The sequence below is a fragment of the Providencia sp. PROV122 genome, assembly GCF_028482365.1.
In the GTDB taxonomy this organism is placed as follows: domain Bacteria; phylum Pseudomonadota; class Gammaproteobacteria; order Enterobacterales; family Enterobacteriaceae; genus Providencia; species Providencia stuartii.
This window is the reverse complement of sequence record NZ_JAMPQI010000002.1, coordinates 94,637-108,945: the sequence shown is the minus strand read 5'-3', so window position 1 is coordinate 108,945 and position 14,309 is coordinate 94,637. Positions and strand designations below refer to the sequence as shown.

The following is a 14,309-nucleotide window of genomic DNA, read 5'->3' as shown; positions in this document are numbered from 1 at the left end:
TGTGTTGCGGGTATATCATAGTCCATTAACTCGGAATTTCTTACTATTTATTTCTGAATTTATTGGAATTCAGACAATCACTATTTTTGTTGAGGTTTCGGTAACACTACCTTTAACAAAAAGTAACCTAAAAAGGCAGCTAATGTTGATCCAAGTAAAATTCCTAGTCTTGAATAGGTACTATAGCTATCATCCAACCCATCAAATGCCAGTCCGGTAATAAAGATAGACATAGTAAAACCGATTCCACATAAAACAGATACTGCGAATACTTGCCTCAAATTAATGGACTCAGGTAATTTTGCAAACCCAAGTTTTACCGAAACCCAACTAAAGAGAAAAATCCCTAAAGGCTTCCCAAAAAGTAAACCTGCCGCAACCCCTAAAGGTAATGTACTCATCAATCCATCAAACGTGACGCCGTTTAATTGAACACCTGAGTTGGCAAAAGCAAATATCGGTAAAATCATATAAGCAACCCAAGGGTGTAGCACATGCTCAAGCTCTTCTGACGGTTTTGTATTATTTGTGCCATGCAGTGGTATCAAGAAACCGACAATGACCCCCGCGAGAGTTGCATGCACGCCTGATTTAAGAATACAAACCCAAAGGATCAGCCCGATAACTAAATAAGCTGCGGTATTTTCAACTCGCCGCCAATTCATGATAACCAGTAGTGTCACACATAAAGCCGCTAAACCAAGCGCGACTAAAGATAACGAACTGGTATAGAAGAATGCGATAATCACAATGACACCAAGGTCATCAATAATCGCTAGCGCCAATAAAAAGACTTTTAACTCTGTTGGCACTCGCTTACCTAAAAGCGCCATAACCCCTAGGGCGAAGGCGATGTCTGTTGCTGCGGGTATTGCCCAACCTTGGCGTGTAATATCATCAGCGCCATTAAACAGCAAATAAATGAGTGCAGGTGCTAACATCCCACCTAGCGCTGCAACAGCAGGAAAAATAGCTTTATCTTTCCCTGCAAGCGACCCCTCAAGCAGTTCTCGTTTAACCTCAAGACCGACGACAAGAAAGAAAATCGCCATCAAGAAATCATTAATCCATAGAATTAATGGCTTATCGAGCTCTAGTGATGAGATCTTAACGGAGATAGGTATATCTAAAAACTGCTGGTATAGTCCCTGAGCTGGCGAATTCGCCATAATTAATGCGACTATGGCAGCAATAATTAGGAGTAGCCCTCCCGCTGCTTCTAACCTTAAAAATTTACGGATGATTGCTGTCATATATTTAACCCCAAAATAAACAGAGTGTTAATATTATGCTAATCATTAGTTCGTAAAAAGTCGTTTATTTATCAGTAATGATTCGGCATTCTCGAGCAATATGAGAAATTACTCACTCTTTTTGTTTAATTACTGTTAAATTTAAATATAGACAAATTTATTTGAATCCATATTTTTCTTTTTTACGCAGTCGCAGTACACATCCCGTTTCTTAAGATAATATGCTTAACAGATCAACCACTAGCCACTTTTTTAGAGTAAACGCTCTTTTTCGTGCCGGCTCACAAAATAAAGCTTCACCATCCAGTGAGTGACAATCAACCTCGTAAGCCCTTCACAAAAAAGCCTCATTACGTAATACTGAATGACAACCTATTTCACCTATTCGTATTATGACAACCTATGTTTTGCTCGCTGTATTATTTGCAGCATTTTGTCACGCCAGTTGGAACGCCATCGTAAAATTCGGTAATGACCGTTTTTTCGGTTTAGTCATGATCTCATTATTTTCTGCGGTGTTAGCAATACCGGCACTGTTTGTGTTGGGGTTGCCTTCCGTTCATGCCATACCTTGGTTAGCCTTATCACTCCTTTTTCATCTTGGCTATGCCTATTTTTTAAGCCAAGCCTATACACATGGTGATTTAGGGCAGATATATCCCATTTCTCGAGGTTCTGCACCGCTTATTACTGCCTTACTCAGTTTGCTAATCTTCCATGAAATGATCTCTTTAATTGGGCTACTTGGGATCCTATTCATTATGAGTGGGGTGATTATTATTGCGTTTGCCGGAAGAAAGCTGACGCTCAATATCACAGGAAAAGCACTCTTTTACGCACTGTGCACTGCTTTTTTTACCGCCTGCTATACCTTATCCGATGGGCAAGGCTCTCGGGCTAGCGAAGATCCTATCGTGTATACGTTATGGCTATTTTTGCTTAACGGCATAGTACTTACTCTCTCGGGCGCTTTGAAATATCAAAAAACCCTGTTTCAAGGTATCAAACAGTATTGGCGCTCTGGTTTAATTGGTGGATTAATGCAGTTAGTGAGTTATGGCATTGCTATCTGGGCAATGAGCCAAGCCCCCATCGTTTTGGTTGCTGCGGTCAGAGAAACCAGCGTACTTTTCGCGATGTTTTTATCTATCGTTTTCTTAAAAGAGAGGTTCAACTTCATGCGCGTTACTGCTTGTGTGATTATTTTAGCTGGTGTGTTACTCGCGAAGCTAAGCCATTAATACAAAGAAAGGCACTAATCTCAAAAAAAAGCCCGCAACTAAGCGGGCCGTTTAATTTATTATTTGTTAGTTAGGTCATCAAAGAATTTCTTCACGCCGTCTAAAAAGCTTTTTGAGCGTGGGCTATTCTTTTCGCCACTCGTACCACCGAGTGATTCTCCAAACTCTTTGAGTAGCTCTTTTTGCTTCTCATTCAATTTAACTGGTGTTTCAACGACAATATGGCACATGAGATCACCCTGCATACCACCACGGACAGATTTCACGCCTTTGCCTTTCATGCGGAAAATTTTACCGGTTTGGGTCTCTGCTGGGATTTTCAGTTTGACGCGACCATCAAGGGTCGGGACTTCTATTTCACCACCTAATGCCGCAACCGCAAAGTTAATCGGAACTTCGCAATGTAAGTTGTTGCCATCACGTTCAAAAATACTGTGTGGTAACACACGAACTTGAACAAACAGATCCCCTGCTGGTGCCCCATTTTCCCCAGCTTCACCTTCACCGGATAAACGAACACGGTCGCCAGTATCTACCCCTGCTGGGATTTTCACTGATAGGGTCTTATAGCGTTCAACGCGGCCATGACCATGACACTTGTTGCATGGATCTTTAATAATTTTGCCTCGGCCATGACACGTTGGACAAGGTTGCTGTACAGAGAAGAAGCCCTGACGCATGTGTACCTGACCCATACCATGACATGTTGGGCAAGTATCTACGCTGGTTCCCGGTTTAGCACCATTACCATGGCAGACATCACAGGTTTCCAAAGCTGGGATACGGATCTCTTTGGTCACTCCACGGACAGCCTCTTCAAGGGTCAGCTCCATGTTGTACTGTAAATCAGAACCACGGCTTGGGCGCTGCTGTCTGCGGCCGCCTCCAAAAATATCACCGAAGACGTCACCAAAGATATCGCTAAAATCAGCACCGCCGCCAAAACCGCCGCCGCCCATGCCACCTTGCTCAAAGGCAGCATGGCCATACTGGTCGTAAGCTGCGCGCTTCTGCTCATCGGACAGGACTTCGTAAGCTTCTTTTATCTCTTTAAATTGAGCTTCTGCTTCATCTTTTTTATCCTGATTACGGTCAGGATGATACTTCATTGCTAAACGCTTATATGCGCGTTTGATGTCTTTATCTGAAGCATTTTTTTCGAGGCCTAAGACCTCATAAAAATCTCTTTTCGCCATTTATTTTACCCTTAACATGCCGACACGGGCGTGGAGTTTCCTCGACGCCCGTGTTCGGTATCAGTAACCATTAATAACCATTAGCAAGGTCACTGCGCCCGCTAAGGGCATTATTTTTTGTCTTTATCGTTAACTTCTTCGAACTCAGCATCAACAACATCGTCATCTTTCTTCGCTTCTGCGCCTGCGCCAGCATTTGCTGAGCCAGCTTGAGCTTGTTGTTGTGCAATTTCCAGAAGTTTAGCTGAAGCAGTTACTAAAGCTTGGATCTTCGCTTCGATATCTGCTTTATCTTCGCCTTTGATTGCTACTTCTAGCTCAGATGTTGCTTTTTCGATATTCGCTTTATCTTCTGCTGGCAGTTTATCGCCTGCTTCTTCAATTTGCTTACGCGTACCGTGGATCAGTTGGTCAGCTTGGTTACGAACCTGAACTAACTCTTCAAATTTACGGTCTGCTTCAGCGTTCGCTTCCGCGTCACGTACCATTTTTTCGATTTCCTCGTCGTTCAGACCGGAAGAAGCCTTAATGGTAATGTTTTGCTCACGACCACTGTTTTTATCTTTCGCTGATACATGCAAGATACCATCAGCATCGATATCAAACGTAACTTCGATTTGTGGCATACCACGCGGTGCTGGTTGAATACCATCTAAGTTAAACTGACCCAGTGATTTGTTATCACCGGCACGCTTACGTTCACCTTGCAGAACATGGATTGTTACTGCAGCTTGGTTGTCTTCTGCTGTTGAGAACACTTGGCTATGTTTCGTTGGGATAGTGGTGTTCTTCGGAATTAACGGAGTCATCACGCCACCCATTGTTTCGATACCTAAAGACAGTGGCGTTACGTCAAGTAACAGCACGTCTTTAACATCACCCGCTAACACACCACCTTGAACTGCTGCACCTATTGCAACGGCTTCATCTGGGTTCACGTCTTTACGTGGTTCTTTCCCAAAGAAATCAGCAACTGCTTTTTGTACCAAAGGCATACGGATTTGACCACCAACCAAAATAACATCGTTGATGTCATTTACGCTTAGGCCAGCGTCTTGTAGCGCAACCTTAACAGGCTCCATGGTACGTTTAACTAAATCTTCTACCAGCGACTCTAATTTCGCACGAGTCACTTTGATGTTCATGTGTTTAGGACCTGTTGCATCTGCTGTAATGTACGGCAGGTTAACATCTGTTTGCTGTGCAGAAGAAAGTTCGATTTTCGCTTTCTCAGCCGCTTCTTTCAGACGTTGCATTGCCAGCGGGTCATTACGTAGGTCAACACCTTGGTCTTTTTTGAATTCTTCAACTAAGTAGTTGATCAAACGGTTATCGAAGTCTTCACCACCTAAGTGAGTATCACCATTGGTTGCCAGCACTTCATATGTTTTTTCACCATCAACTTCATCAATTTCGATGATTGATAGGTCAAATGTACCACCACCTAAGTCATAAACTGCGATAGTACGGTTACCCACTTCTTTATCTAAGCCATAAGCCAATGCTGCGGCTGTTGGTTCGTTGATGATACGCTTAACATCAAGACCAGCAATACGGCCAGCATCTTTTGTCGCTTGACGCTGAGCATCGTTAAAGTATGCAGGAACAGTAATAACAGCTTCTGTTACTGGCTCACCCAAGTAATCTTCTGCTGTTTTTTTCATTTTTTTCAGAACTTCAGCCGAAACTTGTGGTGGAGCCATTTTTTGGCCTTTTACATCTAACCAAGCATCGCCGTTATCTGCCGCAATAATTTTGTATGGCATAATAGCCACGTCGCGCTGAACTTCTTCGTCTTGGAAACGACGGCCGATCAGACGTTTGATCGCAAATAATGTATTTTCAGGGTTAGTCACTGCCTGACGTTTTGCTGGCTGACCGACCAAAATTTCACCGTCTTGTGTGTACGCAATGATGGAAGGAGTAGTACGATCACCCTCGCTGTTCTCAAGAACACGAGCAGCTGTGCCATCCATAATTGCAACGCATGAGTTAGTTGTACCCAAGTCGATACCAATAATTTTACCCATCTAAAACGCCTCCAAAGGAATTCTTTTTTGTTCAATTTCATTACCAATCTATATGAGGCTCAATATTTCATTTTCAAGGGAGTTTTTACTCCGAGGCTCAATTTTTTTGCTTTACACAATTATTCGACTGATAACGAGTGATGCTTTAAAGATGGGGTCGTAAATTCATTCATCAAGGGGATGACTTAAAAAAATTTCATATTTTTTGCAAAAAAACCTGTCTTTCGATCATTGTTTCAGCAAAAAAAACTGCGTATGATTCGCCGCCAACCTAAACAAGCTGGCAAAAAATTTTATATCTTTTTGAATTTTAATCATTTTTCACCAGAGGTTATATGCAATCCAGCTCTATTGCTAATCCGGGTCCACTTGGTTTATTGGGCTTTGGTATGACTACAATTCTGCTCAATCTCCATAATGCAGGTTTTTTCCCTCTCTCATCAGTGATTTTGAGCATGGGGATTTTTTATGGTGGTATTGCTCAGGTGATAGCCGGACTTATTGAATATAAGAAAGGAAATACGTTTGGCGCAACAGCCTTTAGCTCATACGGGATGTTTTGGTTAACGTTAGTTGGCCTATTATTTTTGCCCACGCTGGGCTTAGCAGAGCCAACCGGACCTGCATTTTTAGGGGTTTACTTACTGATTTGGGGAATCTTCACCTTCTTTATGTTCCTTGGAACATTAAAAGCCAATTTTGTTTTGCAATTTGTTTTTGGCAGCTTAACCATACTGTTTGCATTGTTAGCCATCGGTAATTTAACAGGCAATAGCACTATTTTAACGATCGCAGGCTTTGAAGGGATTGTTTGTGGCGCAAGTGCATTCTACTTAGCAATGGCTGAAGTGTTGAATGAGCAATATGGCAAAACTGTTTTACCAATAGGACAGCGCTGTTAATCGTCGTCGTAAGCAAGTCAGGTGAGTGAACCTCACCTGACTTAATAATCATGATTTAAGAGCGGATCGCCGACTTTGGCCTAAATGCCTTCACAACACTCGGATCCGTTTCGACATAAGGCCCATCGAGCAGTTGAATACAGTAAGGCACACTAGCAAAAATCCCAGAGACGATGACATTCCCTTCCGCATCCTTTAACCCTTCCAGTGTTTCTGCAATGGCTTTAGGTTGACCCGGTAAGTTGAGGATTAATGCTTGATTGCGTATCGCCCCCACTTGGCGAGAAAGAATGGCCGTTGGCACAAATTTTAAACTAATTTGACGCATTTGTTCACCAAAACCAGGCATCTCGCGATCGGCAATCGCTAATGTTGCATCTGGCGTGACATCACGACGTGCGGGGCCTGTACCACCAGTTGTCAGTACTAAATGGCAGGCAAACTCATCCACTAGCTCACATAATGTTTGTTCTATCATGATTTGCTCATCAGGGATCAGGCGAGTTTCAATACGAAAAGGTGTTGTCAGCGCTTTCGCAAGCCATGCTTCTAAGGATGGGAGCCCTTTATCTTCATAAATACCACCTGAAGCACGGTCAGAAACTGAAACCAAACCTATGCGCAATTCATCCATACAAACCTCAATAAATAACCAATAAAAAGTGCTCATTGCGGGCAGCACCCGCAAATCACGCGCATTAATACGTAGGTTATCATATCATGGGAAATATAAGGTTTCAGTGCTAAGTATCGCGATATTGCTTAGTGAAAATACATGAAGAAATGTAGGCCGTTCAGCATTAGCCGCGTCGTCAATGATTTCATTTAGTTAAATAATATTCAGGTTGCTTATCAGGGGCTCTTTTGTATTTGGTACTCACTGATCCAAAATGCAAAAAACCCAGTGAAGACACTGGGTTCTCATAAAAAGTGAAGGCAGAAATTACAGTAGCTCTGCGATCATTTTTTCCAGTTTTTCTTGGTCAATAGCAAATTTGCGGATACCTTCAGCCAGTTTATCTACTGCCATCGGATCTTGGTTATGCTGCCAATAGAACTGAGATTCAGTCAGTTTAGCTTCTGGCTCTTTTGTCTTACCAGAGTCAGTTAATTTACGAACAACTTCGCCTTGCGCTTCAGAGAGTTCTTTTAACAGTGCAGGTGAAATCGTTAGGCGATCACAACCCGCCAGTTCCAAAATCTCACCAACATTGCGGAAACTTGCGCCCATAACGACGGTTTTGTAACCATGGGTTTTGTAGTAGTTATAGATCTCAGTCACAGAAATAACACCTGGATCTTCTTGCGGTGCATACTCTTTTTTATCGGTATTCGCTTTGTACCAGTCAAGAATACGACCAACGAATGGTGAAATCAGATAAACACCTGCTTCCGCACATGCACGAGCTTGCGCAAAAGAGAAAAGTAGGGTTAAGTTACAGTTGATGCCTTCTTTTTCTAATTTCTCAGCTGCACGGATGCCTTGCCAAGTTGAAGCCAACTTAATCAGAATACGGTCATTGCTGATACCCGCTTCGTTGTACAGCTTAATCAGACGACGCGCTTTAGCGATACACGCTTCTTCATCATAAGACAGACGTGCGTCAACTTCCGTTGAAACACGGCCTGGAACCAGTTTTAGAATTTCCAAACCGATGTTGACTGCCAATTTGTCACAAGCATCAACAACCTGCTGTTCACGATGACTGCTTTGTTTACGGGCCCACTCGACCGCTTCGTCAATCAGTTTACGATATTCAGGAATTTGTGCTGCATTTAGAATCAAAGATGGGTTAGTTGTCGCATCTTGTGGTTTATAAAGCTTCATCGCTTCAATATCGCCAGTATCAGCAACAACGGTGGTCAGACTACGTAAGGAGGTTAATTTATCGGTCATTTCTTTAATCTCGTTGTTATAAAGGAATTGAGGCAAACGCCGCACCGTACAATGATAATATCACGCATCCAAGTTGCTGCAAGCGACTAAAACTATTCTATAGCAACTAATTGATATGCAATCGTTTTCGCAATTTAAATTAAAACTGAATCCTTTTAGCTTCGAATAAGCATAATCACAGTACGACAAAATAGAAAAATTGTTTTTACTTATCTCACCGATTAGCTATTTAATGGCAATTTTTGTTAAAGTGGTCGTCGTCATTTTATTATAGGGATCTTGCTATGCTCATCACAATCTCACCTGCCAAAACATTAGATTATGAAAGCCCGCTCGCAACACACTCTTTCACACAGCCTGAATTACTGAATGAGTCACAGCAACTGATTGAGGTTTGCCGCAAACTATCTCCAGCAGACATCTCAAGCTTAATGAAAATTAGCGATAAACTGGCTGGCCTCAATGCTGCACGTTTTGGTGAGTGGCATGCGGATTTCACGCCTGAAAATGCGCGCCAAGCTATTCTTGCATTTAAAGGGGATGTGTATACAGGTATGCAAGCTGAAACATTTTCTGCACAGGACTTTGAGTTTGCCCAGCAGCATTTGCGTATCTTATCAGGGCTATATGGCTTATTACGCCCTCTCGATTTAATGCAGCCTTACCGCCTTGAAATGGGAACGCGCCTAAAAAACCCTCGAGGCAAAGATTTGTATGAATTTTGGGGCAATATCATCACCGACAAGCTCAACAAAGCGCTTGCAGATCAAGGCGATCATGTATTAGTCAACCTTGCCTCAGATGAATATTTTAAAGCCGTTAATAGCCAAAAATTAGATGGTGTCATCATAAAACCGGTCTTCCTTGACGAAAAAAATGGCAAATATAAAGTGATCAGTTTCTATGCTAAAAAAGCACGTGGTTTGATGAGCCGCTTTATTATTCAAAATAAGCTAACCAAAACAGATCAATTGGCTGATTTTAACCTTGAAGGTTACCAATTCGATGAGAGCCAATCCAAAGGAAATGAGCTGGTCTTTACCCGTCCTGAACAACATTAATCCCCTAAATAAGGTGGTCGCTAGTGTGATCACCTAACTCACGACTCGGCAATATTGTCTCTTTTTTATCCTCCATCACATATTTACTAAAAATTTGTATTTTGGTTAAAAATTAGCATTGATTCACCATAGCGAAAATGACATTTGTGTCAGTATCGTTTAGGTCTCTGCCAACTATTTGGAGGTGAAGTATGCCTTATATTGCAAATACTGATCGTTACACGGATATGGAATATCGCCTATGTGGTCGCAGCGGGTTAAGGCTCCCACTAATCTCTTTAGGTCTTTGGCACAATTTTGGTGACAACAAATCCCCGGATAACTGCCGAGCCATGTTAAGGTATGCTTTTGACCATGGGATCACCCACTTTGATCTCGCCAATAATTATGGTCCTCCGCCGGGCGCAGCAGAAAGCCTATTTGGACGAATACTCCAACAAGATTTTTTACCTTACCGAGATGAAATGATCATTTCATCAAAAGCTGGATTTACCATGTGGGATGGCCCTTATGGTGATTGGGGCAGTAAAAAATATTTAATTGCCAGCCTTAATCAAAGCCTAAAACGCATGGGTCTAGATTATGTTGATATTTTTTATCACCATCGCCCAGATCCTGATACTCCTCTTGAAGAAACAATGGGCGCCCTTGATCTGATCGTACGCCAAGGTAAAGCTCTGTATGTTGGGATCTCTAACTATCCTGCCGAGCTTGCAAAAGAAGCGATTGAGATCCTTAACCAATTAGGTACGCCTTGCCTAATCCATCAACCTAGATATTCCATGTTAGTCCGTGATCCAGAAGATGAATTACTTGATGTGCTTGAAGATGAAGGCGTCGGCTCCATAGCTTATTCGCCGCTTGCAGGTGGCATACTTACCGACCGTTACTTAAACGGTATTCCTGCCGATTCAAGGGCGGCAAGCAACCCTTCTCTTCCCCCAGAAAGGCTAACCTCCGCGGTACTCGCTCGGGTGAAAAAACTGAATGAACTTGCTTTGCAAAGAGGCCAAAAATTGAGCCAAATGTCCCTAGCCTGGGTATTACGCCATGATAGGATCACCTCTGTGCTCATTGGTGCAAGTCGAGTTAGCCAAATTGATGACGCTCTCGGTATGATGGCAAACCGCGAATTTACACCTGAAGAGCTAAAAACCATTGAACTTATCTTAGAAGACGCCATTTAAGCGCTTATCCGCTGCTCCTTTGTATTCCGAGTATGAAGTGGCAGCGCCATACCAACTTCCCCCCTCAACACAAAAACAGTGATTAACTGTCTCGTGGCTTCTTTTTTTGCTGATCACAAGTCAATAAATTAATTTAATATTATTTGAAGGAATATATTAAATTAATTCACCGTTTAAATAAATAATTTCTTATAAATCAGGATATTTTAAATACAATACATTCTAAAAGCCCACTTTTATTGATAAATAAAAATGAACAAATAAACTGAAATAGCAGTTTGTTTAATTCATTTAACCAAGAGAATATTATATGAAAATAAAACATATCCTTATCGCTTCTCTGTTTACCCCTGCATTATCTTTCGCTTCTCTTCCTCAATATCAACTCCTTGATATGCTAATGGATCCGACCTCAGTATCGGGCCAATACTTTGGCAATGGTGGTAACGGTGGTCATGGCGGAAACGGGGGTAACGGCGGCAATGGTGGTAACGGTGGCAATGGCGGCAACGGTGGTAATGGTCGGTAATTAACTCGTAATCTTATATGATTATTCCCCCCTTCTAAATGGAGGGGGGTCGGAGGAAACTATGCAACGAAAATGGCTTCTCACTATCAGCACGCTATTTTTCTTAACTCCCGCAATATCAAGCCATTCACTCAGTTACAACAATCCACTACACAGCACAACGCCACCACATGCGATTTCGAGTGAGCACAATATCTTTTATGTGAATCATGGTGGAAATGGAGGTAATGGTGCCAACGGCGGTAATGGGGGCAATGGACTCAATAATGGTAATGGAGGAGATGGGGGCCATGCACAGCCCGGCAGTAACGGTAATGGTGGTAATGGCGGTAGTGGCGGAATCAATGGCGGGAACGGGGGCCGAGGCGGTAATGGTGACGGCTACGGTAACGGGGGTAATGGCGGTAATGGTACAGGAAATGGTCACGGCGGAAACGGGGGGAATGGGGGTCATGGTGGCAACGGTGGTAACGGCGGTCATGGTTCAGGAAGTGGCAATGGCGGCAACGGTGGTAACGGCGGTCATGGTTCAGGAAGTGGCAATGGCGGCAACGGTGGAGATGCAGGCCCAGAAGGAGGAAAAGGGGGTAAAGGAGGTCTTGGTGGACCAAATGGTGGCAGAAACGGCCTAGATGGTGCAAGTTCAAATCGCTCTACGCACTAGTCCTCTACTATACCGACTTTCGTGATCTCATCGTGTCATCAATATTTGAATCAATGAACTATTATCATTACGATAAATAGAAACGGAAGCATATCGCTTCCGTTTCATGGATCCAGAAATCGCTATTTAGGTGCACGTTCCATTAAGAAAGCCCTTAGCTTCGCAAAATCCGACGGCAAAAAGTGTGATAGCAGAGGTAGCTCAGCACGCTCAGCTAAAGCTTCTGGTAGAGGAAGTTGTTTATTCAAAATCGCCTCTACACTCTCTTTAAACTTAGCAGGATGCGCCGTTCCTAAGAACAAACCATACTCACCATCTTGTAATTGATCGCGTAAAACACGGTAAGCGACAGCTGCGTGCGGCTCAGATACATACCCTTTTTTATCTAACTCACGCACCGTTTCTTTAGTCACCTCATCGGTCACCGCTCCATAACCAAGCTCTTTCAGAGACCACCCTTTACGACGGAATAGCTCCTCAATACGCGGCCAGTTATTAGGTTGGCTCACATCCATCGCATTCGATAAAGTCGCAACGGTTTGATGTGGTTTCCACTCCCCACCTTCAAGGTAACGAGGAACCGTATCATTGACGTTAGTTGCAGCAATAAAGCGTTTAATCGGTAAGCCCAGCGATTTAGCAAGTAAGCCCGCAGTTAAATCACCAAAATTACCACTTGGAACAGAAATAACGAGTTGCTCACGCTTCTCAGCAGGGATTTGAGCAACCGCTTCAAAGTAGTAACAAATTTGTGCTAACAAACGGCTAATGTTGATTGAGTTCGCTGAGTTTAAATGCAATGCTTTTTTCAGCGCCTCATCATCAAAAGATTGTTTGACCAAGGCTTGGCAGGCATCAAAGTCATCTTTGATTGCAACCGTGTGAATGTTTTCACCTAGGGTACAAAAGAGCTTTTCTTGTAGTGGGCTGATCTTACCTTCTGGATAGAGAATAACCACTTGCACATTATTTAAACGGTAAAATGCGTGTGCAACCGCCGCCCCTGTATCCCCAGAAGTTGCAGTTAAAATAGTCACAGGCTGGTCACCAGCAACTTGGGCAAGTGCTTGAGCCATAAAACGGCCACCAAAGTCTTTAAAGGCGAGTGTTGGACCATGGTATAGCTCTAGTGTCGCTACATCTTGCTCAACTTGAGTAACAGGAGCAGGGAATGCAAAAGCTTCTTTGACGCGAGCCGCCAGCTCAGCTTCAGGGATCTCATCACCAATAAATGCCGTTAAAATACGGCTACTACGAGTGACAAAATCCAGTTTTAGTAGCTCATCAATTTCAGCAGCGCTAAACTCTGGCAAATCTTGTGGGAAGAATAGACCTTGTTGTTTGCCCAATCCCTGTTTTACTGCCTGTGCGAAGCTCACTTGCTCGCTATTATCTTTCAAGTTATACAGTTTCATTGTTTACCCTATTGTCCTTGCCCCTGTGAGATCCAAACGGCAGATATGCACAAAGCCTTCATCATTTTGAACATAATGTTGTTGTAGATAATCGGCCATTTTTTCAGCGATTTGTTTATCATCACAAATGGCAAATAGTGTCGGCCCAGAACCAGAAATACCACATGCAAGTGCACCAATTTCATAAGCATTCTTACGCGCCTCTGCAAACCCAGGAAGTAGCTGTGTTCGATAAGGTTCAGCTACGACATCTTGGATCATAGTCGCGGCAAGCTTTGGTTGGCCTGTATGGCAAGCATGGATAAAGCCCGATAAATAACGCCCATGATTAACAATATCATGGCGCGGATAACTATTTGGCAAAATAGCTCGCGCTTCCGCGGTAGAAACCTTGATCCCCGGATACGCCATCACCCAATACCAATTCTCGAAAGCGGGAACAGGTTGAGAAATAATTCCGTTTTGCTCAATAATCAGTTGTAAGCCACCTAGGTAACAAGGAGCCACATTATCGTAATGTACACTGCCTGAAATACGCCCTTCTAGCTCCCCCATCATACTTAATAACGTGGTCTCATCAAAAGGCTGACCGGCAAACTCATTCAGTGCCATCAGTGCCGCAACAACAGAACATGCACTGGAGCCAAGCCCTGAACCAATAGGCATGTTTTTTTCGAGAGTCATCGCAACATTAAGCGGTTTACCAAAGCGTTCGCAAAACAGTTCCCAACATTGGTAAACAATATTATGTTCATTTTTTTTCGGTAATTTTGCGACAAAGCGGCCTTTATTCGTCAAAGAAAAGCTCTCAGCCGCTTCAACAGTGACACAATCCCCTAACAGCGTTCCATCTGCTGGCGATACCGCCGCGCCTAATACATCAAACCCGACACTAACATTACCAATTGAAGCGGGCGCATAAACTTTAATCACT

The 14,309-nt window shown here is 43.1% G+C and carries 13 protein-coding genes; 6 read left to right on the top strand and 7 right to left on the bottom strand.

Annotated elements, in window-relative coordinates:
- Nucleotides 1-80: 80 nt before the first annotated feature.
- Entirely contained in the window at nucleotides 81-1,253 is a 1,173-nt protein-coding gene (nhaA, locus tag PSE69_RS02125) for a Na+/H+ antiporter NhaA (RefSeq protein ID WP_072502531.1), read from the bottom strand.
- 392 nt (nucleotides 1,254-1,645) lie between these two features.
- Here nhaA and PSE69_RS02120 point away from each other — a divergent pair, with 392 nt between their 5' ends.
- Nucleotides 1,646-2,494: an EamA family transporter gene (locus tag PSE69_RS02120; RefSeq protein WP_061064685.1), complete on the top strand. Its 849-nt coding sequence runs from the start codon at nucleotides 1,646-1,648 to the stop codon at nucleotides 2,492-2,494.
- Between the two features lie 59 nt (nucleotides 2,495-2,553).
- Here the strand turns inward: PSE69_RS02120 and dnaJ are convergent, their stop codons facing one another.
- Together dnaJ and dnaK are read right to left on the bottom strand one after the other, a co-directional pair.
- Nucleotides 2,554-3,690 carry a molecular chaperone DnaJ gene (dnaJ, locus tag PSE69_RS02115; protein WP_004926754.1) on the bottom strand — a complete coding sequence of 379 codons (1,137 nt, stop codon included), beginning with the start codon at nucleotides 3,688-3,690 and terminating at the stop codon, nucleotides 2,554-2,556.
- A 110-nt stretch (nucleotides 3,691-3,800) separates the two neighbouring features.
- Nucleotides 3,801-5,720: a molecular chaperone DnaK gene (dnaK, locus tag PSE69_RS02110; protein WP_104873004.1), complete on the bottom strand. Its 1,920-nt coding sequence runs from the start codon at nucleotides 5,718-5,720 to the stop codon at nucleotides 3,801-3,803.
- A 335-nt stretch (nucleotides 5,721-6,055) separates the two neighbouring features.
- On the opposite strand from dnaK, the gene satP reads away from it, so the two are divergent.
- A complete protein-coding gene (gene satP, locus PSE69_RS02105) occupies nucleotides 6,056-6,622 on the top strand; it encodes an acetate uptake transporter (RefSeq protein WP_060560957.1) in 567 nt (188 codons plus the stop codon).
- A gap of 55 nt (nucleotides 6,623-6,677) precedes the next feature.
- Here satP and mog read toward each other — a convergent pair whose 3' ends face one another.
- Nucleotides 6,678-7,256: a molybdopterin adenylyltransferase gene (gene mog, locus PSE69_RS02100; protein ID WP_121874790.1), complete on the bottom strand. Its 579-nt coding sequence runs from the start codon at nucleotides 7,254-7,256 to the stop codon at nucleotides 6,678-6,680.
- Nucleotides 7,257-7,565: 309 nt separating this feature from the next.
- On the bottom strand, nucleotides 7,566-8,519 hold the full coding sequence (gene tal / locus PSE69_RS02095; protein ID WP_014656817.1) for a transaldolase: 954 nt from the start codon (nucleotides 8,517-8,519) through the stop codon (nucleotides 7,566-7,568).
- Between the two features lie 284 nt (nucleotides 8,520-8,803).
- On the opposite strand from tal, the gene yaaA reads away from it, so the two are divergent.
- From yaaA to PSE69_RS02075, 4 genes are all read left to right on the top strand, one after another.
- Nucleotides 8,804-9,580, top strand: a complete 777-nt coding sequence (gene yaaA, locus PSE69_RS02090) for a peroxide stress protein YaaA (RefSeq protein WP_004926740.1) — start codon at nucleotides 8,804-8,806, stop codon at nucleotides 9,578-9,580.
- Between the two features lie 191 nt (nucleotides 9,581-9,771).
- Nucleotides 9,772-10,767 (top strand): aldo/keto reductase, encoded by a 996-nt coding sequence (locus PSE69_RS02085; RefSeq protein ID WP_004926737.1) that lies wholly within the window; start codon nucleotides 9,772-9,774, stop codon nucleotides 10,765-10,767.
- A gap of 310 nt (nucleotides 10,768-11,077) precedes the next feature.
- Nucleotides 11,078-11,296: a hypothetical protein gene (locus tag PSE69_RS02080; RefSeq protein ID WP_004926727.1), complete on the top strand. Its 219-nt coding sequence runs from the start codon at nucleotides 11,078-11,080 to the stop codon at nucleotides 11,294-11,296.
- A gap of 61 nt (nucleotides 11,297-11,357) precedes the next feature.
- Nucleotides 11,358-11,960, top strand: a complete 603-nt coding sequence (locus PSE69_RS02075) for a hypothetical protein (protein WP_272674920.1) — start codon at nucleotides 11,358-11,360, stop codon at nucleotides 11,958-11,960.
- 122 nt (nucleotides 11,961-12,082) lie between these two features.
- On the opposite strand, the gene thrC is transcribed toward PSE69_RS02075, so the two are convergent.
- Complete coding sequence (gene thrC / locus PSE69_RS02070) at nucleotides 12,083-13,375, bottom strand: threonine synthase (protein ID WP_004926722.1); 1,293 nt, start codon at nucleotides 13,373-13,375, stop codon at nucleotides 12,083-12,085.
- A 3-nt stretch (nucleotides 13,376-13,378) separates the two neighbouring features.
- Complete coding sequence (gene thrB / locus PSE69_RS02065) at nucleotides 13,379-14,308, bottom strand: homoserine kinase (protein ID WP_004926720.1); 930 nt, start codon at nucleotides 14,306-14,308, stop codon at nucleotides 13,379-13,381.
- Between the last annotated feature and the right edge of the window lies 1 nt (nucleotide 14,309).